Source organism: Kitasatospora sp. NPDC059146 (assembly GCF_042786665.1).
Lineage (GTDB): Bacteria > Actinomycetota > Actinomycetes > Streptomycetales > Streptomycetaceae > Kitasatospora.
On the sequence record NZ_JBHZCY010000001.1, the window covers coordinates 163037 to 185022 of the forward strand.

Sequence of the window (21986 nt, forward strand, 5' to 3'; positions counted from 1 at the left end):
GGGCATGCCCCTGCCGAGCGCAGCGAGGTGGGCGCATGACGTCGGTTTCGCTCCGGGGCTACTCGGTGGTGCGGGCCGGGCGGGCCTCGTTCCTGCTGCACCGGCGGTCGGCGCTGGCCGCCGCCGGGCTGCTGGTCGTGCTGGCGGCGACGGTGGTGGCCTCGCTGTGCCTGGGTGAGTCGACCGTCTCGCCGGGCGAGGTGGTCAAGGTGGTGCTGGGGCAGCCGAGTCCGGACGAGCTGGTGGTCGGGGAGTTCCGGCTGCCGCGGGTGGTGGTGGGGCTGCTGGTCGGGGCGGCGCTCGGGCTGGCCGGGGCGCTGGTGCAGACGGTGGCCCGCAATCCGCTGGCCAGCCCGGACGTGGTGGGCGTGACCTGGGGCGCGACCGTCACCGTGGTCGGGCTGACGGCGTACGGGGTGGTCGGCTCGACCGGGCAGGCGCCGTACGCGGCGGTCGGCGGCGGGCTGGCGGCCGGGCTGCTGGTGTACGCGCTGGCCTGGCGGCGGGGGCTGCACGCCCAGCGCTTCGTGCTGATCGGGATCGGGATCAGCGTGGCGCTGTCCTCGCTGACCTCCGTCTTCCTGACCAAGGGCGACGGCTTCCAGGCGCAGGCCGCGAAGGTGTGGATGACGGGCAGCCTGAACGGCACCGGCTTCGACCAGGCCGGATGGCTGGCCTGGGTGCTGCTGGCGGCCCTGCCGGTGGCGCTGTGGGCGGCGCGGGCGCAGCGGTCGATCTCCTTCGACGACGCGACGGCCGTGGGCCTCGGGCTGCGGCTGGACCGGATCCGGCTGGGCATGGCGCTGCTGGGCATCGTGCTGGCCTCCTGCGCGGCGGGCGCCGCCGGGCCGGTGGACTTCGTGGCGCTGATGGCCCCGCAGATCGCGCTGCGGCTGGCCCGCTCGGCGCAGGTGCCGCTGCTGTGCTCGGCGCTGACCGGGGCGCTGGTGGTGGTCCTGGCGGACCTGATCGCCCGGCGGCTGCTCGCCCCGACCGAGCTGCCGGTGGGCGTGGTGACCGGCATGGTCGGCGCGCCGTACCTGATGTGGCTGTTGATCCGATCCCGCCGTGGAGGTTCCCGATGACCGCGAGCACGCACCGTACGACGGCGGGCCCGCACCGCCTGGAGGCCCGGGGCCTCACCCTGGCCTACGAGGCGCGCACGGTCGTCGAGGGCCTGGACGTCGGCATCCCGGACGGGCGGGTGACGGTGATCGTCGGCCCGAACGCCTGCGGCAAGTCGACGCTGCTGCGGGCGCTGGGCCGGCTGTTGAAGCCGGTGCGCGGCGCGGTGCTGCTCGACGGCGAGGAGCTGGCCCGGATCCCGACCAAGCGGATCGCCCAGCGGCTCGGCCTGCTGCCGCAGTCGCCGACCGCGCCGGAGGGCATCTCGGTGGCGGACCTGGTCTCGCGCGGCCGCCAGCCGCACCAGAGCTGGTGGCAGCAGTGGTCGGCGGAGGACGAGGCGGCCGTCGCCGAGGCGCTGGAGCGCACCTCGACGGCGGAGCTGGCCGAGCGCAGCATGGACGAGCTGTCGGGCGGGCAGCGCCAGCGGGCCTGGATCGCGATGGCGCTCGCCCAGGGCACCGACGTGCTGCTGCTGGACGAGCCGACCACCTACCTGGACATCGCGCACCAGGTGGAGGTGCTGGACCTGGTGCGCCGGCTGAACGTCGAGCGCGGCCGGACGGTCGTCGCCGTGCTGCACGACCTCAACCAGGCGGCCCGGTACGCGGACCACCTGGTGGCGATGCGGGACGGCCGGGTGGTCGCCGAGGGCCCCCCGGGCGAGGTGGTGACGGCGGAGCTGGTGCGCGAGGTGTTCGGGCTGGACTCGGTGGTGGTGCCCGACCCGGTGACGGGCACTCCGCTGGTCGTGCCGGGGGCGCCGTGGACGGTGGCGGCGGAAACCGCCGGTGCCGTGGACGCTTAACGACCTTTTAGCCACCATTTCGGACATAATCGACGGGCCCACCGCAGCCTCACCGCCCGAGGACCCGCCGATGCCCCGGATCTCCCGCCGTACGTTCCTCGCCGGGCTCGGCGGACTCGGCGGGGCCGCCGCGCTCACGGCGTGCAGCGGCTCCGGGGGCTCGCAGCCGCCGGCCGCGGACTTCGAGGCGAGCGGCACGCCCTCCCCCACCCCGCCGCCCCCGGTGACGGTGAACGCCGCGACCGGGCCGGTGCAGGTGCCGGGCGAGCCGCTGCGGGTGGTCGTGCTGGACACCGACGTGCTCGACTCCGTGCTGACCCTGGGCATCACCCCGGTCGGGGCCGCGCTCCCGGCCGCCGACACCGGCTTCCCCGCCTACTGGCCGGCCTCCCGCACGGCGGGCGTCCGGCTGGTCGGCCCGGCCGGCGCGCCCGACCTCGCCGCCCTCCGGGCGCTGCGGCCGGACCTGATCCTCTCCAACCAGACCCGCGACGGCGACCGGTACGAGCAGCTGCGGGCGATCGCCCCGACCGTGCTCACCCAGACCACCGGGGCGCCCTGGAAGGCGAACTTCCAGCTGCACGCCCAGGCGTTGAGCCGGGTGGCGGCCGGGGCGGCCTTCGTCGCCTCGTACCAGAAGCACGCCGGGCAGGTGGCGGGGGCGCTGGCGGCGGCGAAGCTGTCCGGGCGCAAGGTGAGCCTGGTGCGGTTCACGGAGGGCGGCGGGATCCGGCTGTTCGGGCGGCAGAGCTTCCCCGGCAGCGTGCTGGCCGACGCCGAGGTGGGGCGGCCGGACGCGCAGAACGTCGACCAGTCCGACTTCGAGATCCCGCTCGACCAGATCGGCAGGGCGGACGGCGACCTGCTGCTGTACGCGACCTACGGCGATCCGGAGAAGGCCGGCGAGGAGGCGGCGCTGGCGAGCCCGGGCTGGCAGGGCCTCGGGGCGGTCAAGGCGCACCGGGCGTTCCCGGTGGACGACCAGCTGTGGTTCCAGGGGATCGGGTACACCGGGGCGAACTTCGTACTGGACGAGCTTCAGCGCTTCCTCGGGGCGTAGCCGGGGCCGGGGCCGGGATTGGGGCCGGGCCACGGGCGGGCCTCGTCCGCCCACTGACGATTAGTCGACATCGTCGGGTTGTGCAGCCGACCGTCGCTTCCGCCACAATGGCGCCGCCCATGCACACCGTTTCGTCCGGGGGACACCACCATGTCAACTGCGGTAGCTCCGACCGCTCCTGCCCGCAAGGGCAAGGCCGCCGCGCTCGGCTGGCTGATCAGCATCGCCTTCAACGTGGTCGCGCCGATCATGATCTACAACCAGCTGCACGACCACGGCTACAACGAGTCCACCGCCATCCTGCTCTCCGGCCTCGGCCCGGTGCTCGACACGGTGATCTACCTCGCCTGGCACCGCCGGATCGACGAGTTCGCCGTCGTCTCGCTGGTCTTCGTCGCCCTGACGCTGGTGGTCTCGCTGGTCGGCCCGACCGACCCGAAGATGCTGCTGGCCAAGGACTCCTTCGTCTCGGGCCTGCTCGGCGTGCTCTACCTCGCCTCGCTGGCCGCGCCCAAGCCGATCATGTTCTACTTCGGCCGCAAGTTCGCCACCGACGGCACCCCGGAGATGGTCTCCTGGTGGAACTCGATGTGGCAGTACCCGGGCTTCCGGCTGGTGCAGCGCAACCTGACCGTCGTCTGGGGCACCGCGTTCATCCTGGAGGCCGCGCTGCGGATCGTGTTCGTCTACACGCTCTCGCACGGCACGGTGGTCACCATCAACAGCGTCCTTCCGTTCGCGGTGCTCGGCGGGCTGATCTACTTCACCATCACCTACGCCAAGCGGGCCGGCGCCCGTGGCCGGGCCGCCGCCGAGGCGGCCGCGGCGGCGACGGCGGCCGCCTGAGTCGCCTGATGTTCAGCCCGAACCCGCGTAGCGGGCCGGGGAGGTGCCGACCGCCGCGGTGAAGTCCCGGGTGAGATGGGCCTGGTCGGCGTAGCCGAGTTCGACGGCGAGCGCCGCCAGGTCCAACGCCCCTTCCGCCGCGGCCCGTTCGGCGGCCTCGTGGAGCCGGGCGCGGCGCAGCACCCACTTCGGGGAGGCGCCGATGTACTCGGCGAACAGCCGCTGGAGACGGCGGACGCTCAGGCCCAGCTCGCGGGCCAGGTCGTCCACCCGGCGCAGGTCCGGGGAGCCGGTGATCCGCTCCACCATCGCGGCGACCTCCTCGGCCACCGGGTCGGGCGCGGGCAGGCGCGGCAGCAGGAAGGCGTCGGCCCGCGCGGCGCCCGGCCCGTCCAGGACCAGGGCGTTGGCCTCGTCCGCCCCCGGCCCGAAGTAGTCGGCGGCGGGGACGGACCGGTCGGCGAGGGCGCTCACCGCGTGCCCCGCGAAGGGCCGGAAGGCGCCGGGCCGGAACTTCACGCCCAGCACGTGCCCGGTGCCTTCGAGGCGGCGGACGAAGAGCGAGCGGTCCACCCCGTAGACGCGGGCCCGCGGGGCCTCGAAGACCAGGTGGACGTTCGGGTGGGCGAGCACCTTCTGCTCGTACGGCGGCCGGCCGGCCAGGTCCCAGCGGACCACCCAGTAGAACTCCACGAAGCGCGCCACGGCGGGCGCGGGGGCGAGCCGTTCGACGCTGATCAGCTCGGCGGCCCGGGCCGGGTGGAGCACGCCGCGCCCGAGGTCGGGAGGGTCGGGGGCAACCATGGGGCCAGGCTAGTCGTCGCGTTTCTTCAAGACCGGGCGGCGCCCCCCGGCGCACGATCGGGGCATGAACGCCCACCCCCTGCACCCTTTCCTGGCCCGTGCCGCCGCCGTCGCCTCCGAGGTCGCCGCCGGCGTCCCGGCCGGGGCCTCGATGGACGCGCCGACGCCCTGCGGGGAGTTCGACACCCGGACGCTGATCAACCACTGGGTGCTGTACACCTCGCACGGCCTGGAGCACCGGGCCCGGCGCCTCGAACTGCCCGCGGCACTGGTCGAGCGGGACTTCACGGCGGATCCGGACTGGCGCGCCGGGTACGCGGCCCAGCTGGAGCGGGCGGTGGCGGCCTGGGCCGACCCGGCGGCCTGGGAGGGGGACGTCGACCTCGGCGGCTCGCCGTTCCCGGCGGTGGGGATCGCCCGGATGCTGGTCCTGGAGCTGCTGCTGCACGGCTGGGACGTGGCGCGGGCCGTCGGCGGCGCGATCGAGGTGGACGAGGAACTGGCCCTGCTGGTGGGCGGGATCGTCGCGGAGAACGCCGAACTGTTCCGGCAGTACGGCGGGTTCGCGGAGCCGGTGGCAGTGCCCGAGGACGCCTCGGCGTGGGAGCGCGCGTTGGCGGCCTCGGGGCGTGACCCGCGGTGGACGGGCTGACGAGCGATGGAAGGGGCCGGCCGGCCCGTTCAGCTCATGAGGTCGGGGGCGAAGTAGTCCCGGAGGCGGGCGATCCTGCCGTCCCGGACGCGGACGATCTGCACCAGGGAGACGGCCCTGTCCTCCTCGCCCTCGTCCCCGTCGAAGACCGTGTCGATCTCGGCGATGAACACGTCCGGGTCGGCGGTGGTGTGCAGCACGTACGCGGACTTCTCGACGTTCGGCGGGCGGTCGGCCTTCGCCTCGCTCCGTGCGTAGTACGCGGCCATGACGGTGCGGATCTCCTCGCGACCCACCAGCCGCCGGGGGAAGGCGGCGCCGGCGGGCATCAGCGGTGCCTCCAGGATGCCGTCCTCGGTGAAGCACTCGGCGAGGGCGTCGGCGTTGCGGGTCATCGCACCGGCGTAGACGTAGCTCTGGAAGATCTCCTGCGGCGTGCGGGACACGGCGGCCTCCTCGGGCTCGGGCTCGGAGTTCCACTCCATCACATCGCTTGTCAGGAATGGCAGTTCAGTCGGTCCGCATCGCCGCCGTGAGCTTGTCGTGGAGGAGGCGCACGGCCGGGGAGTGCTGGTCGCGGCGGGCGACCAGGCCGAGGCGGGCGTTCGCGGCGGCGTCCGTCAGCGGGACGGCCCGCAGGCCGACGCCCTCCACGGCGGAGGCGCTGAGCACGGCCACCCCGGCGCCGCGCTCGGCCAGGCGGAGCACCGCCGCCGGGGAGCTGGCCTCGATGTCCACGCGCGGGTCGAGGCCGAGCTGGGCGCAGGAGCGGTCGTAGGCGGCGCGGAGCCCGGTGCCCGGGGAGAGGCAGAGGATCTTCTCGCCGCGCAGGTCGGCGAGGGTCAGCCCCGGACGGTCGAGGGGGTGGCCGACGGGAACGACGGCGGCGATCGGGTCGTCGACCACCACCCCGACCTCCAGGCCGGGGGCCACCTCGCCCGCGTAGCCGATCAGGGCCAGGTCGAGGGCGCCCGCCAGGACCTGGGACTGGAGCAGGTCGGAGTGCCCCTCGTGGAGGCTCAGCTCGATACCGGGGTGGGTGCGGCCGAGGTCGGCCACGGTGTCCAGGAACGGCGGGATCGAGCAGCCCATGATCATGCCGAGCCGGACCCGGCCGCGTACGGCGTCGGCGAACTCGGCGGCGGTGTGCTGGATGGCGTCCAGGGTGGCCAGCGCGTTCTTGGCGAGCGGGAGGATGGCCTCGCCGACCGGGGTGAGGTGGACCCGGCGGCCGCTGCGGTCGAGCAGGGTCTGACCCAACTCCTTCTCCAGCTTGGCCACTTGGGTGCTCACTCCGGACTGGCTGACGTGCAGGCGGGCGGCGGCGGCCGTGAAGGAACCCTCGTCGACGACGGCGGCGAAGTAGCGCAGCTGGTGTATCTCCATAACTGATGATGATAACTGGCATCGGATCTATCTGTTGGACGAATGGATGAGGTAGCGGAAGGATGGAGGCATGACGACGACGAAGAACGCGCGAGAGCTGGCCGAGACCTACTTCACCGCCTGGGAGGCAGGCGACTTCGACACCCTCCGGGGCCTGCTGGCCGAGGACGTCGACTTCGTGGGCCCGCTCGGCAAGGCGGCCGGGATCGACCAGGCGCTGGGCGGGCTGCGGGGGCTCGGTCAGGCGCTGGAGAAGATCGACGTGAAGGTGCGGGTGGCGGAGGGCGACGAGGTCATCACCTGGTTCGAGCTGAACACCAGCATCGCGCCGCCGGCACCGACGGCGAACTGGATGCACGTGGAGGACGGGAAGATCGCGCGGATCCGGGTCACCTTCGACCCGCGCGAACTGATCGCGGGGTTCGAGAAGAAGGCCTGAGCAGGGCGGGCAGAACAGCAGGGGGCCGTGATCGCCGGGGGCGGTGGCGGCCCTCTTCGGCTGTTCGCGCTCAGGCCTCCTCGTCGGGCTCCGGCGGAGCCGCCCGGAGGGCGGTGACGACGCCCAGGGCGACCGTGGCGATCGCGAGGGCGAGGAGCGTCGCGAAGGCGGCGGCGATCAGGAACCGCACGGGGTGTTCCGCTCGCGCTCTCGGTCGCGGTCGGCGTCGAGGAGGAGGGTGAGGAGGTTCAGCAGGGTCGACGCCGGGGCCGTGTTGAAGCAGACCAGGACGCGGCCGTCGAGGGTGCGGTCGGTGGCGACCGAGGGGAAGATCAGGCCGAACTTGCGCCCGCGCTCGTCGAGTTCGGCGAGGAGCGTACGGATGTGGGCGTCCGTGAAAGCGCGGATCCGGGGATCGGTCGGCTGCATGGGGTGGCGGCTCACTGGGCACCGTCCAGCTCGAACCAGACGACCTTGCCGTGCTCGCGGGGGTCGACGCCCCAGCGGGTGGTGAGGCCCTCGACCAGCTGGAGCCCGCGCCCGGACTCGGCGAGGACGGAGGGGGCGTGGAGGTCGGGGAAGAGCGGGCTCTCGTCGGAGACGGAGACCCGGAGGGTGTTGCGGGTCATCGCGAGGATCTGGACGACGGGGGCGGGGGTCTTGCCGTGGTGCCAGGCGTTCACGAGGAGTTCGTGGAGGCAGAGTTCGGCCTCGAAGATGGTGGTGGCGGGCCAGCCGAGGCGGACCATGGCGTCCTGGAGGGACTGGCGGCCGAGGGCGAGCGAGGGCGTGTTGAGGTGACGCATGGGAGTTCTCCCGGGCGTGGTTGAGAGGGGGAATCCGGCGGACACACGTCGCCGTGAGCCAGGCCAGGCAGATGGGCATGGCTGCTCTGCGGCGCTTGCTGGCAAGCGTTACTGACGATCCGTCGGATCGAAGTGAGAACGACGATAGCGCAGCAGGTGGCAAATTTGAGACCGCCGCAGGAAAGTTCCCTCTAACGTGGCTGCCTCGCCCAGGAGCCCTGCGGCAGACTGATCTCATCACCCGCAGAGAGGACGTCATGGCCCTTCGATCGAACCCAACCCTTCGCCAGCGACGCCTGGGGACCGAGTTGCGGAGGATTCGAGAGCAGGCCGGCCTCGGCGGCAGCCAGCTGGCGCGCGAACTCGGCATCCAGCCCGCGCAGATCACTCAGATGGAGAGCGGAAAGAGCGGGATCAGTGTCGAGCGGCTGCGGACCATCGCCGCTGTGTGCATGTGCACCAATCAGCCGTTGATCGACGCAATGGCGAGCATGGCCTCAGAGCGCGGGAAGGGATGGTGGGAAGAGTACCGAACTGCCCTGACCATCGACTTCCTTGAGGTAGCAGAGCTTGAGGGTCATGCCGAGCTGATCTCCTTCTGCAATACCGTCTACCTGCCCGGTCTGCTCCAGACCAAGTCCTACGCCTCTGCGATGTTTGCTCGCCTCGTACCGCCGCTGCCTCCACAGGATGTCGAGACCAGGACAAGGTTCCGGCTCAGGCGCCAGGAAGTCATCCAGGCAACTCCAGTCCGAGCATTCATCCACGAAGCTGCGCTTCGCATGCAGTTCGGAGGACCTCTGGTGCTCATTGATCAACTCGCCGCACTGCTGGATGACTCAGAGCGGCCGGGACTCTCCATTCGGATCGTTCCGTTCGACGTTGCCACCTTCCCAGGTACTGGTGAGAACCTGACCTACGTCGCGGGGCCAGTGCCCGAGCTGGACACGGTCCAGATGGACGTAGCCCCCGGCACACTGTTCTTCGACTCGCCTGCCAATCTGGCCAAGTACCGAACCATCTTCTCCAGCTTGGACGCCACTGCCCTCTCCGAGGAACAATCGTGCGACTTCATCCGATCCATCATGAAGGAAATGAAATCCACCTATGCCTAGCTCGGAGTGGCAGAAGTCCAGTTACAGCGCCTCAGGCAATGAGTGCGTCGAAGTTCGTGCCACAGACGGCCTGATCGAACTCCGTGAGTCCGATGAGGGCGGCACCATCCTCCGCACCACCCCCGACACCCTCTCCTCCCTCCTCCACGGCATCAGGGCCGGCGAGTTCGACCACCACGCCTAACCCTCAGCCCTGCTGTGCGACGACCTGCCCGGAGACCGCATCAACGAAGGCCACCAAGCCCGCAGCCTTCGCCTCACCCTCCCTCACCAGGTTCACCGCCCAGCAGGGCCGCCACTTCCCCCCGACCTCCTTCGCCAACAGGAACGCCGTATCGGCCCGCGTCCCGGGCCGTGCGGCAGTCCCCGCCTTCTTCGCGGCCTCCACCGTCACGGTGACGTGAAGGAGTTCAGGATCAGCGACCCGCCTCGCCGTCGCTGCCATGATGCGGCCCGACGTCGACACCGTGATGTCCAGCCGCATCGGCATCAGCACGCCGTCGCCGTTCCGCCGCCGGTAACTGATCACGCGGGCATCGCCGTTGGAGCCGATCGAAGAAGCCGTCTGCTCCGCGCCCACGATCTGGTCGGCGAACCAGGCCTCCGCGAACACACGCCCGACGCTCCGCACCTGTTCCTCCGTAAGGCTTCCGCCGTCCACGGCATGGTCCGCGGCAACGAAAGTGATCAGCTTCCCGCCGGGCTGTTCGAGCTCGAAGGTGCCCCGGTCCGTGCCGACGCTCAGCACAGCGGCGCCCGACGAGGTGGTCAGCACCTTCACCTCCGCCCCGAACAACCGCTTCGCGTCCTCCGTCACCGTCACGATGTCCTCCGTCTCCGACCGGACGAAGCCCGCAGGATTCCGGTAGACCGGAACGGCGACATACAGCGCCAGCCCCACGGCCACCGACCCCACCGCGCCCAGCACCACCCCGTTCCGGACGTCCCGCACCGGCTCCGGCAGCCCCCGTCGCCGCACCAGCACCCAAGCGACCCCGAGCAGCACCCCCAGCACCGCGCCCGCCAAGTTGTCGACGAAGTCCGCCGCGTCACACGCCCGCCCCGTCCCGAGCAGGGTCTGGCTCAGCTCGGTCACCGCGGACAGCACCCCGCAGCCCGCCAGCACCGTCACCGGCCGCCGGAACACCAGCACCCCGAGACATGCCACCGGAACGTACAGCCCGACGTTCAGCACCCCCTGCTCGGACAGCGCCTCCCCCCACGCCTCCGGCCCGACCGAACAGCTGGGCCGCGACGACGCTCCCCCGGTCGTCGGAGTGAGGGTCACCGCCAGTTCCCCCGCCAGGCACACCCCCAGCAGCCCGGCCGGCACCACCGGCGCCCCCTTCCGACGGGCCAGCCACACGGCGACGGAACAGAACAACAACGCCACCACCCCGAACACGGGCAGCAGGGCGGGAACGGCGGACAGACTCGCTTCGATCATCGGCTCTTCCGGCAGCACTTCTCTCGGACAACGCAGCGGGCCGGTGGACGCCCCCGAGCGCCCACCGACCTGCTCACTCACTCACCGGACGCCCCTCAGCAGGGGTGCTCCGGCGGGGTCAGGAAGGTGCCCTGGCCCGTGACCTCCATGCCGCCGACCGCGCTGCAGTTCGCGGGCAGCGCGGCGCCGCCCCAGCCGTAACTCTTGGTCTCGCCGGCCTTCTGCTCGAACGCCCCCTGGTCCCAGTGCTTGTTGCCGCCCTCCTCGTAGAAGAACCGGGCGTTGATCTTGCCGCCCTTGTCCTTCTTGTACGAGATCCCGGCGTTCATCGAGTAGTAGCTGCCGCCCGCCTGGCTACCTCTCTGCGCCCAGAAGCTCAGCACCCCGCTGCTGAGCTTCGTGTCCGCGAAGGCGGAGACCGTCCCGGCCGCGACGGGCGCGGCGCTGTCGTCGATCTCGACCGAGACCTGTCTCAGGGGCGGGGTCGGGTCGGCCGGAACGGCCTGGGCGGTGGTGGCGCCCGCGACCGGGGCGACCAGCAGGGATGCCGCGAGGGCTGCCAGGCGTATCAACGTCATGATGCTCCATCGGAATTGTGAACCAGAGGGTGTGCGAACCGACTCTAGGGTCGCGGTTCGACGGTTCGTGAGCTCATCTGAGGAACATTTGATCTAGTCACGTCGAGAGGCACTCCCCGGCCCCCGAAGCACTCCCGGAGGCCCCTCCGAAGGTGCCCCCGGGAGTGCTTCGGGGGCACCGAAAACAGGAAGTCGCCCAGGCCGACTTCCTGCGATGCTGAACGTCATGAAGATCGCTGCCGCCCAACTGACCTGCGCCCCCGCCGACATCCCCGCCAACGTCCGGCAACTCGTCGCCCTCGCCGAGCAGGCCCGCGCCCAGGGCGCCGAACTGATCGTCTTCCCCGAACTCTCCCTCACCGGCTACGAACTCGAAGCCCTCGCCGCCGACCCCACCCTCTGGGTCACCCCGGACGACCCCCGCCTCGCCCCGCTCCGGGCCACCGGCATCGCCGTCGTCCTCAACTGCGCCGTCCCCACCGACGGACCCCGACCCGCCATCGGCACCTACGTCTACGGGCCCGACGGCACACTGATCACCACCTACCTCAAGCAGCACCTCTACGAGAACGAACAGGGCACCTTCACCGCGGGCGACCAGGACGGCCGCTTCCAACTCGGCGGCCTCCGCTTCGCCCTCGCCACCTGCTTCGACAACCACTTCCCCGACCTCACCGGCCGGGGCGGCACCGACGGCTGCGACGTCCACCTCGCCAGCTCCCTCTACGGCACCGGCGGCGGCATCCACGAACGCGCCACCGTCTACCCGGGCATCGCCCGGCAGACCGGCATGCACGTCGTCCTCGCCAACCACGTCGGCCCCTCCGGCCCCTGGACCGGCTGCGGCGGCGCCGCCCTCTGGTCCCCCGACGGCACCCCCCTCGCCGAGGCCGACGACCACACGCCGACGGTCGCCGTCGCCGACATCCCGTAGCGGAGACGGCCCCCGCCGGGCTCACCGTCTCGCCGGACGGCCAGGCGGTGTGGCTGGACGACCCCGGCCATCCGGTGGGGGCCGCCTGACCTCACTCGAAGAGGCGGCGGAGAATCGTTGCCTCTTGCGGCCTCCGGGTGAACGGGGCGGTGGAAGGCCCGCGGAACGGTGATGGAGCCTCGCGACGCATCGGTCGTACGGGAGGTCCTCGTGAAACGCAGTCGTGTCATCGCCGTGTCGGTCCTGGCGGCGCTCGCCGTCGGCTCCGACATCGCCTTCGCGGAGCAGGCCGGCCCCGCCCGGATCGCCGACGAGCCGCTCCTGCTCCACGCGGTGGGGAACTACCTCACCCTCCAGCCGGGAGAGGAGGCCACGGTGCTGAGCAGGCAGTGCCCGGCCGGTGAGATGGCCATCAGCGGCGGCGTCCAGTCGAGTGCCGGCCCCGGCGACTTCACCATGACCGTCAGCACGCCTTGGTGGAACCACGGCCCCCGGGGGTGGATGGCCGGCGGGCGGAACAACAGCTCGCAGCCGTTCGACCTGTACGTGTACGGCTTCTGCACCGCGGCCACCATGCCGGACACCCTCACCGCGGGCGGGGACGGCCTGCCGCCCCAGCTTCCGCCCGGCCCCGGTGCCCTCCCGGGCCGGAACGGCCGGGAGTAACCCACGGCGCAGGAAGTCGGCCCCGCCGACTTCCTGCGCATCCCCGCCGTACCGGCCCCGGCGGCCCCGGCGGCCCCGGCGGTCCCTCAACTCCCGGAACGGATCGGCTCTCCGGTCCGGTGCAGGTGGGTGAGGATCTCCCGGTACGAGCGGAGCAGGCCGACCTCGTAGTACGGGATGTCCTTCTCGGCGCAGAACTCCCGGGTGATCCGGGCGGCCCGCCCGAGCGCGGGGGTCGGCATGCTGGGGAACAGGTGGTGCTCCACCTGGTAGTTGAGGCCGCCCATCAGCGCGTCGAGGATCGGGCCGCCGCGGACGTTGCGCGAGGTGAGCACCTGGCGGCGCAGGAAGTCGAGCCGCATCCCGGGCGTCACCATCAGCATGCCCTTGTGGTTCGGCGCGAAGACGCAGCCCAGGTAGACGCCGAACAGCGCCTGGTGCACGGCGACGAAGGCCACGGCCTTGCCGAACGGCAGCGCGCCGAAGACCAGGCCGAAGTAGGCCGCGAAGTGGACGACCAGCAGGACGCCCTCCAGCACCGGCCGCTTCACCGCGGGGCCGCGCAGCGCCCGGAAGCTGTTGAAGCTGAGGTTGAGGCCCTCCAGCAGGAGCAGCGGGAAGAACAGGTACGCCTGCCGGCGGCCGATGAAGCGGGCCAGTCCGCTCGCCTGCCGGGCCTGCCGCTGGGACCAGACGACGAGGTCGGGCGAGACGTCCGGGTCGCGCTCCTCGTGGTTGGGGTTGGCGTGGTGGCGGGTGTGCTTGTTCATCCACCAGCCGTAGCTCATACCCATCAGCAGGTTGGCGGCGATCCGGCCGCCGATCTCGCTGGGCGCCCGCCGGGTGAACACCTGGCGGTGCGCCAGGTCGTGCGAGAGCAGGGCGACCTGGGCGAAGACCACGGCCATCACGGCGGCCAGGAGGAGCTGCCACCAGGTGTCGCCGATCGCGTACAGGGCGCACCAGCCGTCGACGAACGCGAAGAGCACCAGCCCGATGCGGGCCGCGTAGTAGCCGGGACGGCGGTCCAGCAGGCCCTCGGCGGCGATCCGGCGGCTCAGCTGGGCGAAGTCGCTGCCGCCGCCCTCCGGCTGCGGGGCGGCGGCCGCCGGAGCCGGCGCGGCCTTGGTCATCGTCACGGGCTGTGTGGGCATGCCCCGAGTCTGGTGCGCCGGACACGGCCGCAGAACGGGGAAAGCACCCTTCCCGTACGGGTGTTAACCCCCGCAGCCGGAGGGGTGTCAGCAGGCCGGAGCGGCACCGAGGGCAGCGGGGACGCTAGCCGAGCGGTGCCAGGAACAGCTCGTCCAGGTGGTGGGTGAGGACGGCCAGCGCCTGCTCGCCGGTGCGCTGGCCGCCGAGGACGCTCGCCCCCAGCCCGTTGACCATCGCCAGCAGCCCGGCGGCGGCCATCCCGACGTCCCGCCCGGGTGCGATCGTTCCGGCCGCCTGGGCGGCGCGCAACTGCTTGACCAGGAAGCCCTCCAGGACGACGGGCGGCTGCGCGGCCCGCTGCTCCAGCACCTCGGGGTCGCCCAGCACCAGCGTGTAGTACGCCGCGTACGTCCGGGTGATCCGGCGGCTCTCGGCGTCGGTCGGCAGGATGCAGGAGAGGATCGCGGTCACCACCTCGCGCGGGGCGCGGGCCTCGCCGATCCAGCGCTCCATGCGGGCCTGGAGCTGGGTGCCGAGCCGGGCCAGGGCGTCCAGCAGCAGGCCCTGCTTGGTCGTGAAGTAGTACTGGACGAGCCGGAGCGAGACGCCGGCCTCGGTCGCGACCGCCCGCATGCTGGCCGACTGGAGGCCCTCGGTGTCGGCGATGCGCAGCAGGGCCTCGGCGATCTGCCGTCGGCGTTCCTCATGGTCGACCTTCTCGGCCACGGTTCGGCCTCCCTTGTCCCGGTGCACATTGGTACACACGTATCATGCATGTGATACACATGTACCATGCGAATCAGCGAGTTCACGAACGGCAAGGCCGAAGCCCGCTTCCGCACCGCCTACGAGCACGCCCTGACCCGCCTCTGGCCCGGGCAGCGCACCGCGACGACCGTGCCCACCGCCTTCGGCGCCACCCGCGTCCTGCGCGCCGGCCCCGCCCACGGACAGCCGGTCGTCCTGCTCCCCGGCTCCGGCGGCAACGCGCTGATGTGGCACGCGTACGTCGAACGCCTCGCCCAGCGGCACCCCGTCATCGCCGTGGACACCGTCGGCGAACCGGGCGCCAGCGTGCAGACCACCCCGATCAGGGACGGCCACGACGCCGCCGACTGGCTGGAGGACCTCCTCGCCGCGCTCGACGTCCCCACCGCCCACCTGGTCGGCTGCTCCTACGGCGGCTGGATCGCCCTCCACCACCAGCTCCGCCACCCCGGCCGGACCGCCACCCTCACCCTGGTCGACCCGGCCGGCCTGGCCGACGTCGGCCGCCGCTTCTACACCTGGGTGATCCTCGGCGGCCTCGCCGCCCTGGCCCCGCGCGCGCTCCGCCCCCGCCTGGCCCGGGCGGTCGGCAACAGCGCCATCCTGGAGGCCGAGTTGATGACCCTGATGCGCGCCTCGACCGGCTTCCGCCGCCGCCTGCCGCTGGCCACCACCCTCGACGACGCCGAACTGGCCCGCCTCGACGTGCCCGCGCTCTTCCTGCTCGGCGAGCGCAGCGCCCTGCACGACACCCGGGCCGTCGCCGAGCGGCTGCACCGGCTCGCCCCGGCCGCCCGGGTCCGGATCGTGCCCGGCGCCGGGCACTCGCTGACCACGGACGACCCGGCGGCCGTCCTCGACGGGATCCTCACCATGGCCGCCTCGCAGGTCAGTTGACCGCCCTGGCGCCCTCGTACGCCCCGTCCGCCTCGTCGTCCTCGTCCTCGGCCGGCCCGGGCGCGAGGACCATCGGCCAGTCCTCCTCGGAGGCCAGCAGCACCTCCAGGGGCACGTCGGCCGCCCCGGTGAACACGGCGGTGGCCTCGGAGAGCCGGGCCGGCAGGCCCGGGACGGTCACCTCGGCGGTGAGGACCACGGCGGCCTCCGGATCGAGGGCCGAACGGAGCGGGAAGTCGAACGGGTCGACGCGCACCTGCACCAGGGCGTACGGGTAGACGGCGATCGACACCGTCAACCGGTCGCCGTCCCGGGTCTGCTCGGCCCAACCGTCCGTCGCCAGCAGGAAGAAGGCCCGGTCGCCCTCGTAGCAGTACGAGCCGAGCCGGTCCAGCGCCCGTTCGCCCGGGGTGCCGTCGGGGTCGACGACCAGGACGGCGACGTGCGCCTCCCGGTCGCTCGGGTCGAGGTCGGAACGGACGTACAGACGGGCCACCGGGCACCTCCGGGTCGCGGAACGGGATCGGGCCCGTCACCGTACCCCGCAAGGGAGTTGGGCGACGGGCCCGGGGGCCGCGCTACTGTCAGGCCGCCGCCCGGTCCGCCGCCCCGCGCCGCGCCACCACCTGCCGCCGGACCGCCCAGACCGCCCCGGCGAGCACGAAGCCGTAGACCGACACCAGCCCGTGGCCGTTCTCCTGGGCGAACCACATCGCCAGGCCGAGCACCGGGACGCCGGCGGCCAGGGCGAGCTCCTTGGGGAGCCGGGTGCGGGTGAGGAAGGCGAGGGCCAGGGTGGCGCCGAGGAAGTAGGTGGCGCCGGAGCTGCCCGCGAAGTTGCGGGGGTCGGTGCTGGGGCCGCCGCCGATGCCGAGCAGGGTGTCGATCCGGCCGGGCAGCAGGATGCCGGCCAGGAAGAAGCCGAGGGTGAGCGTGCCGCCCCAGTACCACTGGGCGAGCGCGGCGACGGCGGCCAGGGTGACGAGGTTCCACAGGCCGCCGAAGAGGCCGCCGTTCTGCATGAACACCGAGGTGTACTCGCGCCACCAGCCGGACCGGGCCGGATCCGCGTCCAGCGCGTCCATGGCGCCGGACCACACCAGCTGGAGCAGCACCCCGCCGACGGCGACGGCGGTCAGGGCGATCGCCGCCCACGGGAGCGGCCGTCCGCGCAGGGTGTCGCGGCCGACCACGCCGAGCCCGCAGTTGACCATCATGACCATCAGCGCAGCCGTGGTCACGTTGAAGACGATGGCGTCCATGACTGGCCCTCCCCCCGGTTCCGACGTTTTCCAACGCCGTTCGAAAACCTGATGGGGCCAAGCTAGCACAGTTTTCGAACAGTGTTGGAAAACGAGGTACGGTGAACCGCATGAAGCTCACCAAGGAGCGCATCGTCGATGCCGGCATGGCCGTGTTCGCCGAGGTCGGCTACCAGAACCTGTCCATGCGCCAGGTCGCCGAACGCCTCGACGCCCACGCCGGCAGCCTCTACTACCACGTGCGCGGCAAGGACGAACTGCTCGCCCTGATGGCCGACCGGATCAGCCGCCGCGCCTACGACGCGGGCACCGCCGCCCTCGCCGCCCTCCCGCCCGACGCCCGCTGGCAGGACCGCGTCGAGGCCCAGGCCACCACCCTGCGCCACGAGATCAAACAGCACGCCGGCGGCGCCCAACTCCTCGCCGAGAGCCCCGGCGTGCTCAGCACCGGCGGCCTCTCCCTGATGGAACGCCTGCTGCGCACCCTCCTCGACGCCGGCCTGCCCGCCGAGCACTGCGGCACCGCCGCCGACACCCTGCTCAGCCACGTCACCGGCTTCGTGCTCCAGGAGCAGAACCAGCCCGCCGCCCCGCCGACCGTCACCGCCGAGCTCTACGCCGACCTGTGCGAACGGTTCCCGCTGGTCATGGGCGACCTGATCCCGCGCATCGGCCAGGACGAGAAGTACGTCCGCAGCATCCGCCTGCTCTGCACGGGCTTCACGGCGCTCTGCTGAACCGCCGGGCCGCCCCCGGGCCCGGGGGCGGGGGCGGGCACGGGCACGGGCACGGGGACGGGGACGGCCCGAGGGCTCAGCCCTGCTGCTGCGGCGGCCGGCGGCGCATGCTCAGCAGCAACAGCACCACCGCCGTCAGCACCGCCGCGGTGCGCAACACGCCCGGAGCCATCGACCAGCTGAACTGCCCCAGCGGGGAACCGGTCTGCGCCCCGCCGCCGCCACCGCCCGCCCCCTGCTTCGCCGTTCGCATCGCGAACAGCGCGGTCGCGCTCATCGTCACCAGCGGAATCCCCAGGATCACGAACTTACGCGTCAGATCGGAGAGTTGGCGGGACAGGTAGCCGAGCCCCCAGCCCGCCAGCATGGCCGGGAAGAATCCGGACACCGCACCGCCGACCAACAGCCCGCAGGACAACAGGATCAGCGGGGACGGCCTGCGGGCCCCCTGGGCCGCGGCGGCCTTCGCGGCCGTCGCCTGCACGGCCTTCGCCTGTGCCTTCCGCTGCCGCTTCGACAGGCGCACCGGCCGCCCACCGGCCTGTCCGGCCGGTCCCCCGGCCTGCGCCGCGTCCTGCGCCGCCTCCTCCGCGCGCTGCTCGGGGATCGGCTTCGGCACCGGCCGCGGCGCGTCCGAGAAGTCGAGCATCGTCATCGTCCACGGGCTCGAACTCTGCACCGTCGGCGGCGGGATCGACTCCGCACCGGCCTCGGGCGAGGAGACGCCCGGCAGGTCCAGCGACACGTTCGGGATGGCGCCCGTCCCGGTGTACCCGGACACGACCGAGGGCCCGTACACACTGTCCTCCGCCGCCGGCCCCTCGGACGCACCGGCCGGCGGAGCAGCCGGGGGAGGCGTCGACGGCGCGGCGGGCGTCGACGGCACGGCCGCACCCGACGACCCCGACCGCTCGCTCCACGGCCCGCTCTTGCGCCACCACTCGCCGTCCGTCATCACCGACACCCCGCCTCGCCCACGCCGTCCGCCGAACAGCGGCGACCGCCCACCGAACCGCCCTCGGCGGTGACGCTACCCACCGTGCCCCGCCGACGCGAGTCCCGCCACGAACCCGCCGCGCACACCGCCGCGCACGCCGCCGCCCCCGAGCGCACCGACCCCGGCCGGCCACCCGGCCCGCCGCAGGAGCACACCCCACCGTCGGCGCGCCCGACTAACCTAGGTCGAATGACCACACAGCAGGGCCCTCAACGCCAGAGCAGGACGCCCGCCGGCCCCCGCACCCTCGCCGAGGAACTGCGCGCCCGCCCGGACGACGCGCTCGCCGCCCTGCTCCGGTCCCGCCCCGACCTGCTGAACCCCGTCCCCGGCGACCTCACCCAGCTCTCCGCCCGGCTGTCCTCGCGCGCCTCGGCGCTGCGCGCCCTGGAGCGGCTCGACCGGTTCACCCTCCAGGTCGCCGAGGCCCTGGCGACCGCCCCGGACGGCACCTCCCTGGCCACCGTCCGCACCCTGCTGACCGGCCCGGCCAAGGTCAAGCCGCACCCGGGCGCCACCCCGCTCACCCCGGCCGACCGCGCCGCCGTCGCCGCCGCGCTCCCCCGCGCCGTCGCCGTCCTGCGCGACCGGGCGCTGCTCTGGGGCCCCGACAACGGCCTGCGGCTGGTGCTCGCCGTCCGCGAGGCGCTCGCCCCGACCGCCGCCAACCCCGGCCGCACCGGCCTCGGCCCGACCCTCGCCGACGCCACCACCGGCATGTCCCCGGCCCGGCTGCAACAACTGCTCGCCTCCGCCGGGCAGCCCGCCACCCCGGACCCGGTCACCGCGGTCGCGGCCCTGGCCGCCCTGCTCACCGACCGCGCCCGCTGCACCGCCCTGCTGGACACCGCCCCCGAGCCGGCCCTGCGGCTGCTGGACCGGCTGGTCTGGGGACCGCCCACCGGCACCGTCCCGGACGCCACCCGCCCGGTCACCGCCGAGGACGCGCAGAGCCCGGTCGAATGGCTGCTGGCCCGCGGCCTGCTGCTGCCCACCAGCCCGGGCAGCGTGGTGCTGCCCCGCGAACTGGCCCTGCACCTGCGCGGCGGCCGCACCCACCGCACCGTCGAACCGCTCCAGCCCGAGCCCGCGCCCGCCGCGCCCCCGCGCGATCCACAGACCGTGGACAACGCCGCCGCCGGCCAGGCGCACACCGCCGTCAAGACCGTCGAGGAACTCCTCGACACCTGGGGCCTCACCCCGCCGCCCACCCTGCGGGCCGGCGGCCTCGGCGTACGCGACCTCAAGCGCGCCGCCCAGACCCTGGAAGCCACCGAGCAGCAGGCCGCCTTCTGGCTCGAACTCGCCTACACCGCCGGGCTGCTGGCCCCCGACGGCGAGGCCGACGAATGCTGGGCGCCGACCCCGGCCTACGACGGCTGGCTGCAACTGGACACCGCCGAACGCTGGTCCGTCCTGGCCGGCGCCTGGCTCACCGCCACCCGCGTCCCCGCCCTCACCGGCACCCAGGACGGCAAGGGCAAGCCGCGCGCCGCCCTCGGCCCCGAACTCGACCGCACCCTCGCCCCGTCCGTACGCCGGGCCGCCCTCGCCCTGCTCGCCGAACTCCCGCCCGGCACCCCGGCCACCGCCGCGGAACTGCTGCCCACCCTGCGCTGGCAGCGCCCGCTGCGCGGCGGCCCCACCGGCCCGGACGGCCACGAGCTGCGCGACGACCTCACCACCTGGACCCTCGCCGAGGCCGAACTGCTCGGCATCACCGGCCGCGGCGCCCTCGGCGCCCCCGCCCGCGCCCTGCTCACCGCCGAGTCCGACCCGGCCGAGGTGCTCGCCCCGCTGCTCCCGCGGCCGCTGGACCACGTGATCCTCCAGCCGGACCTCACCGCGATCGCCCCCGGCCCGCTGCTCACCCCGCTCGCCCAGGCGCTCGCGCTCTGCGCCGACATCGAGTCCAAGGGCGGCGCCACCGTCTACCGCTTCACCCCGACCTCCGTACGCCGCGCCCTCGACGCCGGCCGCACCGCCGCCGACCTCCAGGCCTTCCTGGCCCAGCACAGCCGTACGCCCGTCCCCCAGCCGCTCGCCTACCTGATCGACGACGTCGCCCGGCGGCACGGCATCCTGCGGGTCGGCGCGGCCTCCTCGTACCTGCGCTGCGACGACCCGGCCCTGCTGAACGAGGTGCTCGCCGACCGCCGCGCCGCCGACCTGCGGCTGCGCCTGCTCGCCCCCACCGTGCTCGCCGCCCAGGCCGCCCCGGACGTCCTGCTCGCCGCCCTGCGCACCATGGGCTACGCCCCGGCCGCCGAATCCGCCGAGGGCGACGTCCTGATCACCCGGCCGGACAGCCACCGCACCCCGCCCCGCAGCGCCCCCACGCCCGTCCCCGACGGGCCGCCGACCCCCGACGACACCCTGCTCGCCGCCGCGATCAAGGCCGTCCGGGCCGGCGACCGCGCCGCCACCGCCAGCCGCCGCGAGCCGACCCCCGACCCGCGCCAACTCCCCCGCACCGCCGCCGCCGAGACCCTCGCCACCCTCCAGACCGCCGTCCTGCTCGGCGAGCGGATGTGGATCGGCTACCTCAACGCCGAGGGCATCGCCAGCCAGCGGATCATCGACCCGGTGAAGGTCGAGGGCGGCTTCGTCACCGCCTTCGACCACCACGCCGACGAACTCCGCACCTTCGCCCTGCACCGGATCACCGGCGTCGCGGAACTGGACGAGTAGCGAGGGACGAGCAGGACGGGAGGTGAAGGGGCGTCAGTGCCCCTGCGACTCCTTCATCTTCTGCTTGACGGCCTGGTCCGCCAGGCTGCCGATCTGGCCCTGGCCGACCGGCAGCGAGCCGCCGCCGACCTGGTCGGCGATCAGGAATCCGGGGGCGGCCAGCAGCCCGCCGGGCCCCTCCCCGATACCCGCGAGGGCGTGGGCGGAGCCGGCCGAGGAGGCGGTGGCGGCGAAGGCCGTGCCCATCAGGGCCAGGGCGGTGAGAACGCGCTTCGAGTTCTTCATGCCCGGCTCAACGAGCGAGCACGCACCGTGGTCACTCGGAGCAGTTGACGGGCCGCGCCCACGGGCGTACTCCGGGAACAGGGGGTTCTCGACAAGGAGGCACCCACCATGCTCGGTGACCGGATCGCGGAGTTGACCACCACGGAGAGCGGCCGACGGGTGCTGGCCACGGTCGGCGGGCCCGCACTGGAGGTGTCGATGACCGGCGTCGGCCAGGTGCTCGGCCACTCCGTCCGGGAGTTCGTCACCTACGAGTCCGAGCTGCGGCCCGACGGCTCGCTGTTCGGCGAGGGCCAGGGCGTCGGCATGACCGACAAGGGCGAGACCTACAGCTGGCACGGCAGCGGCATCGGCCACTTCACCCAGGGCGGGGCCGTCAGCTGGCGCGGCAGCATCTACTTCGAGAGCGCCGCCGACGCCTTCCTGCGCCTCAACGACCTGGTCGGCCTGTTCGAGTTCGACAACGAGCCCACCGGCGCGGGCCGGGCCGTGCTCTACGAATGGAAGTAGCCCGCCCACGTTCCGCGC

The 21986-nt window shown here is 73.1% G+C and carries 27 protein-coding genes; 14 read left to right on the forward strand and 13 right to left on the reverse strand.

Going from position 1 to position 21986, the window contains the following annotated elements:
- Positions 1 to 35 precede the first annotated feature (35 nt).
- From ACFXPX_RS00775 to ACFXPX_RS00790, 4 genes are all read left to right on the forward strand, one after another.
- On the forward strand, positions 36 to 1085 hold the full coding sequence (locus ACFXPX_RS00775; RefSeq protein ID WP_380593378.1) for a FecCD family ABC transporter permease: 1050 nt from the start codon (positions 36 to 38) through the stop codon (positions 1083 to 1085).
- Positions 1082 to 1933 carry an ABC transporter ATP-binding protein gene (locus tag ACFXPX_RS00780; RefSeq protein WP_375888600.1) on the forward strand — a complete coding sequence of 284 codons (852 nt, stop codon included), beginning with the start codon at positions 1082 to 1084 and terminating at the stop codon, positions 1931 to 1933. Before ACFXPX_RS00775 ends, ACFXPX_RS00780 begins: the two co-directional genes overlap by 4 nt.
- A gap of 70 nt (positions 1934 to 2003) precedes the next feature.
- Positions 2004 to 2993 carry an ABC transporter substrate-binding protein gene (locus ACFXPX_RS00785; RefSeq protein WP_380526282.1) on the forward strand — a complete coding sequence of 330 codons (990 nt, stop codon included), beginning with the start codon at positions 2004 to 2006 and terminating at the stop codon, positions 2991 to 2993.
- Between the two features lie 150 nt (positions 2994 to 3143).
- Positions 3144 to 3839 (forward strand): VC0807 family protein, encoded by a 696-nt coding sequence (locus tag ACFXPX_RS00790; protein ID WP_375888604.1) that lies wholly within the window; start codon positions 3144 to 3146, stop codon positions 3837 to 3839.
- A 12-nt stretch (positions 3840 to 3851) separates the two neighbouring features.
- On the opposite strand, the gene ACFXPX_RS00795 is transcribed toward ACFXPX_RS00790, so the two are convergent.
- Positions 3852 to 4643, reverse strand: coding sequence for a DUF6597 domain-containing transcriptional factor (locus tag ACFXPX_RS00795; protein ID WP_380526285.1), 792 nt, complete (start codon positions 4641 to 4643; stop codon positions 3852 to 3854).
- Between the two features lie 64 nt (positions 4644 to 4707).
- On the opposite strand from ACFXPX_RS00795, the gene ACFXPX_RS00800 reads away from it, so the two are divergent.
- Positions 4708 to 5295 carry a TIGR03086 family metal-binding protein gene (locus ACFXPX_RS00800; protein ID WP_380638926.1) on the forward strand — a complete coding sequence of 196 codons (588 nt, stop codon included), beginning with the start codon at positions 4708 to 4710 and terminating at the stop codon, positions 5293 to 5295.
- A gap of 29 nt (positions 5296 to 5324) precedes the next feature.
- On the opposite strand, the gene ACFXPX_RS00805 is transcribed toward ACFXPX_RS00800, so the two are convergent.
- On the reverse strand, positions 5325 to 5780 hold the full coding sequence (locus ACFXPX_RS00805; RefSeq protein WP_380638928.1) for a nuclear transport factor 2 family protein: 456 nt from the start codon (positions 5778 to 5780) through the stop codon (positions 5325 to 5327).
- A 25-nt stretch (positions 5781 to 5805) separates the two neighbouring features.
- Entirely contained in the window at positions 5806 to 6681 is an 876-nt protein-coding gene (locus ACFXPX_RS00810) for a LysR family transcriptional regulator (RefSeq protein WP_380638930.1), read from the reverse strand.
- Positions 6682 to 6751: 70 nt separating this feature from the next.
- Here ACFXPX_RS00810 and ACFXPX_RS00815 point away from each other — a divergent pair, with 70 nt between their 5' ends.
- The gene (locus ACFXPX_RS00815) at positions 6752 to 7120 is read left to right on the forward strand and encodes a nuclear transport factor 2 family protein (RefSeq protein ID WP_380593375.1); all 369 of its coding nucleotides are present in this window, start codon (positions 6752 to 6754) and stop codon (positions 7118 to 7120) included.
- A gap of 177 nt (positions 7121 to 7297) precedes the next feature.
- Here ACFXPX_RS00815 and ACFXPX_RS00820 read toward each other — a convergent pair whose 3' ends face one another.
- Together ACFXPX_RS00820 and ACFXPX_RS00825 are read right to left on the reverse strand one after the other, a co-directional pair.
- Complete coding sequence (locus ACFXPX_RS00820) at positions 7298 to 7549, reverse strand: hypothetical protein (protein ID WP_380638932.1); 252 nt, start codon at positions 7547 to 7549, stop codon at positions 7298 to 7300.
- A gap of 11 nt (positions 7550 to 7560) precedes the next feature.
- A complete protein-coding gene (locus ACFXPX_RS00825) occupies positions 7561 to 7926 on the reverse strand; it encodes an ATP-binding protein (protein ID WP_375888620.1) in 366 nt (121 codons plus the stop codon).
- 53 nt (positions 7927 to 7979) lie between these two features.
- Between ACFXPX_RS00825 and ACFXPX_RS00830 the strand changes: the two genes are divergently transcribed.
- Both ACFXPX_RS00830 and ACFXPX_RS00835 read left to right on the forward strand, forming a co-directional pair.
- Positions 7980 to 9041: a helix-turn-helix domain-containing protein gene (locus tag ACFXPX_RS00830; RefSeq protein ID WP_380638934.1), complete on the forward strand. Its 1062-nt coding sequence runs from the start codon at positions 7980 to 7982 to the stop codon at positions 9039 to 9041.
- The gene (locus ACFXPX_RS00835) at positions 9034 to 9225 is read left to right on the forward strand and encodes a DUF397 domain-containing protein (protein ID WP_380638936.1); all 192 of its coding nucleotides are present in this window, start codon (positions 9034 to 9036) and stop codon (positions 9223 to 9225) included. Before ACFXPX_RS00830 ends, ACFXPX_RS00835 begins: the two co-directional genes overlap by 8 nt.
- 3 nt (positions 9226 to 9228) lie before the next feature.
- On the opposite strand, the gene ACFXPX_RS00840 is transcribed toward ACFXPX_RS00835, so the two are convergent.
- Together ACFXPX_RS00840 and ACFXPX_RS00845 are read right to left on the reverse strand one after the other, a co-directional pair.
- Positions 9229 to 10569 (reverse strand): VanZ family protein, encoded by a 1341-nt coding sequence (locus ACFXPX_RS00840; protein ID WP_380638938.1) that lies wholly within the window; start codon positions 10567 to 10569, stop codon positions 9229 to 9231.
- A 14-nt stretch (positions 10570 to 10583) separates the two neighbouring features.
- The gene (locus ACFXPX_RS00845; RefSeq protein WP_380593370.1) at positions 10584 to 11066 is read right to left on the reverse strand and encodes a hypothetical protein; all 483 of its coding nucleotides are present in this window, start codon (positions 11064 to 11066) and stop codon (positions 10584 to 10586) included.
- Positions 11067 to 11292: 226 nt separating this feature from the next.
- Here ACFXPX_RS00845 and ACFXPX_RS00850 point away from each other — a divergent pair, with 226 nt between their 5' ends.
- Both ACFXPX_RS00850 and ACFXPX_RS00855 read left to right on the forward strand, forming a co-directional pair.
- Complete coding sequence (locus ACFXPX_RS00850; protein ID WP_380593369.1) at positions 11293 to 12000, forward strand: carbon-nitrogen hydrolase family protein; 708 nt, start codon at positions 11293 to 11295, stop codon at positions 11998 to 12000.
- Between the two features lie 210 nt (positions 12001 to 12210).
- A complete protein-coding gene (locus ACFXPX_RS00855; RefSeq protein ID WP_380593368.1) occupies positions 12211 to 12666 on the forward strand; it encodes a hypothetical protein in 456 nt (151 codons plus the stop codon).
- Between the two features lie 86 nt (positions 12667 to 12752).
- Here ACFXPX_RS00855 and ACFXPX_RS00860 read toward each other — a convergent pair whose 3' ends face one another.
- Both ACFXPX_RS00860 and ACFXPX_RS00865 read right to left on the reverse strand, forming a co-directional pair.
- Positions 12753 to 13820, reverse strand: a complete 1068-nt coding sequence (locus ACFXPX_RS00860) for a fatty acid desaturase family protein (RefSeq protein ID WP_380526309.1) — start codon at positions 13818 to 13820, stop codon at positions 12753 to 12755.
- A 124-nt stretch (positions 13821 to 13944) separates the two neighbouring features.
- Positions 13945 to 14547, reverse strand: a complete 603-nt coding sequence (locus ACFXPX_RS00865; protein ID WP_380526311.1) for a TetR/AcrR family transcriptional regulator — start codon at positions 14545 to 14547, stop codon at positions 13945 to 13947.
- Positions 14548 to 14613: 66 nt separating this feature from the next.
- Here ACFXPX_RS00865 and ACFXPX_RS00870 point away from each other — a divergent pair, with 66 nt between their 5' ends.
- The gene (locus ACFXPX_RS00870) at positions 14614 to 15486 is read left to right on the forward strand and encodes an alpha/beta fold hydrolase (RefSeq protein ID WP_380526313.1); all 873 of its coding nucleotides are present in this window, start codon (positions 14614 to 14616) and stop codon (positions 15484 to 15486) included.
- Here the strand turns inward: ACFXPX_RS00870 and ACFXPX_RS00875 are convergent.
- On the reverse strand, positions 15479 to 15982 hold the full coding sequence (locus tag ACFXPX_RS00875; protein WP_380638940.1) for a hypothetical protein: 504 nt from the start codon (positions 15980 to 15982) through the stop codon (positions 15479 to 15481). The genes ACFXPX_RS00870 and ACFXPX_RS00875 overlap by 8 nt on opposite strands.
- Positions 15983 to 16070: 88 nt before the next feature.
- Positions 16071 to 16748 carry a hypothetical protein gene (locus ACFXPX_RS00880; RefSeq protein ID WP_375888656.1) on the reverse strand — a complete coding sequence of 226 codons (678 nt, stop codon included), beginning with the start codon at positions 16746 to 16748 and terminating at the stop codon, positions 16071 to 16073.
- 110 nt (positions 16749 to 16858) lie between these two features.
- On the opposite strand from ACFXPX_RS00880, the gene ACFXPX_RS00885 reads away from it, so the two are divergent.
- A complete protein-coding gene (locus ACFXPX_RS00885; RefSeq protein ID WP_375888658.1) occupies positions 16859 to 17485 on the forward strand; it encodes a TetR/AcrR family transcriptional regulator in 627 nt (208 codons plus the stop codon).
- 76 nt (positions 17486 to 17561) lie between these two features.
- On the opposite strand, the gene ACFXPX_RS00890 is transcribed toward ACFXPX_RS00885, so the two are convergent.
- On the reverse strand, positions 17562 to 18440 hold the full coding sequence (locus ACFXPX_RS00890) for a hypothetical protein (protein ID WP_380638942.1): 879 nt from the start codon (positions 18438 to 18440) through the stop codon (positions 17562 to 17564).
- A gap of 231 nt (positions 18441 to 18671) precedes the next feature.
- Between ACFXPX_RS00890 and ACFXPX_RS00895 the strand changes: the two genes are divergently transcribed.
- Positions 18672 to 21173 carry a helicase C-terminal domain-containing protein gene (locus ACFXPX_RS00895; protein WP_380638944.1) on the forward strand — a complete coding sequence of 834 codons (2502 nt, stop codon included), beginning with the start codon at positions 18672 to 18674 and terminating at the stop codon, positions 21171 to 21173.
- A 33-nt stretch (positions 21174 to 21206) separates the two neighbouring features.
- Here the strand turns inward: ACFXPX_RS00895 and ACFXPX_RS00900 are convergent, their stop codons facing one another.
- Complete coding sequence (locus ACFXPX_RS00900) at positions 21207 to 21458, reverse strand: hypothetical protein (RefSeq protein WP_375888668.1); 252 nt, start codon at positions 21456 to 21458, stop codon at positions 21207 to 21209.
- A 108-nt stretch (positions 21459 to 21566) separates the two neighbouring features.
- Here ACFXPX_RS00900 and ACFXPX_RS00905 point away from each other — a divergent pair, with 108 nt between their 5' ends.
- On the forward strand, positions 21567 to 21968 hold the full coding sequence (locus ACFXPX_RS00905) for a hypothetical protein (RefSeq protein WP_375888670.1): 402 nt from the start codon (positions 21567 to 21569) through the stop codon (positions 21966 to 21968).
- The last annotated feature ends 18 nt before the right edge of the window (positions 21969 to 21986 follow it).

Excerpts from the sequence above, each read along its gene's own strand:
- ACFXPX_RS00775 (WP_380593378.1), top strand. The coding sequence starts at position 36 with ATGACGTCGGTTTCGCTCCGGGGCTACTCGGTGGTGCGGGCCGGGCGG.
- ACFXPX_RS00820 (WP_380638932.1), bottom strand. The coding sequence starts at position 7,549 with ATGCAGCCGACCGATCCCCGGATCCGCGCTTTCACGGACGCCCACATC.
- ACFXPX_RS00785 (WP_380526282.1), top strand. The coding sequence starts at position 2,004 with ATGCCCCGGATCTCCCGCCGTACGTTCCTCGCCGGGCTCGGCGGACTC.
- ACFXPX_RS00825 (WP_375888620.1), bottom strand. The coding sequence starts at position 7,926 with ATGCGTCACCTCAACACGCCCTCGCTCGCCCTCGGCCGCCAGTCCCTC.
- ACFXPX_RS00900 (WP_375888668.1), bottom strand. The coding sequence starts at position 21,458 with ATGAAGAACTCGAAGCGCGTTCTCACCGCCCTGGCCCTGATGGGCACG.
- ACFXPX_RS00870 (WP_380526313.1), top strand. The coding sequence starts at position 14,614 with ATGCGAATCAGCGAGTTCACGAACGGCAAGGCCGAAGCCCGCTTCCGC.
- ACFXPX_RS00780 (WP_375888600.1), top strand. The coding sequence starts at position 1,082 with ATGACCGCGAGCACGCACCGTACGACGGCGGGCCCGCACCGCCTGGAG.
- ACFXPX_RS00895 (WP_380638944.1), top strand. The coding sequence starts at position 18,672 with ATGACCACACAGCAGGGCCCTCAACGCCAGAGCAGGACGCCCGCCGGC.
- ACFXPX_RS00890 (WP_380638942.1), bottom strand. The coding sequence starts at position 18,440 with ATGACGGACGGCGAGTGGTGGCGCAAGAGCGGGCCGTGGAGCGAGCGG.
- ACFXPX_RS00795 (WP_380526285.1), bottom strand. The coding sequence starts at position 4,643 with ATGGTTGCCCCCGACCCTCCCGACCTCGGGCGCGGCGTGCTCCACCCG.
- ACFXPX_RS00860 (WP_380526309.1), bottom strand. The coding sequence starts at position 13,820 with ATGCCCACACAGCCCGTGACGATGACCAAGGCCGCGCCGGCTCCGGCG.
- ACFXPX_RS00880 (WP_375888656.1), bottom strand. The coding sequence starts at position 16,748 with ATGGACGCCATCGTCTTCAACGTGACCACGGCTGCGCTGATGGTCATG.
- ACFXPX_RS00800 (WP_380638926.1), top strand. The coding sequence starts at position 4,708 with ATGAACGCCCACCCCCTGCACCCTTTCCTGGCCCGTGCCGCCGCCGTC.
- ACFXPX_RS00850 (WP_380593369.1), top strand. The coding sequence starts at position 11,293 with ATGAAGATCGCTGCCGCCCAACTGACCTGCGCCCCCGCCGACATCCCC.
- ACFXPX_RS00835 (WP_380638936.1), top strand. The coding sequence starts at position 9,034 with ATGCCTAGCTCGGAGTGGCAGAAGTCCAGTTACAGCGCCTCAGGCAAT.
- ACFXPX_RS00845 (WP_380593370.1), bottom strand. The coding sequence starts at position 11,066 with ATGACGTTGATACGCCTGGCAGCCCTCGCGGCATCCCTGCTGGTCGCC.
- ACFXPX_RS00815 (WP_380593375.1), top strand. The coding sequence starts at position 6,752 with ATGACGACGACGAAGAACGCGCGAGAGCTGGCCGAGACCTACTTCACC.
- ACFXPX_RS00805 (WP_380638928.1), bottom strand. The coding sequence starts at position 5,780 with ATGGAGTGGAACTCCGAGCCCGAGCCCGAGGAGGCCGCCGTGTCCCGC.
- ACFXPX_RS00905 (WP_375888670.1), top strand. The coding sequence starts at position 21,567 with ATGCTCGGTGACCGGATCGCGGAGTTGACCACCACGGAGAGCGGCCGA.
- ACFXPX_RS00790 (WP_375888604.1), top strand. The coding sequence starts at position 3,144 with ATGTCAACTGCGGTAGCTCCGACCGCTCCTGCCCGCAAGGGCAAGGCC.
- ACFXPX_RS00810 (WP_380638930.1), bottom strand. The coding sequence starts at position 6,681 with ATGGAGATACACCAGCTGCGCTACTTCGCCGCCGTCGTCGACGAGGGT.
- ACFXPX_RS00885 (WP_375888658.1), top strand. The coding sequence starts at position 16,859 with ATGAAGCTCACCAAGGAGCGCATCGTCGATGCCGGCATGGCCGTGTTC.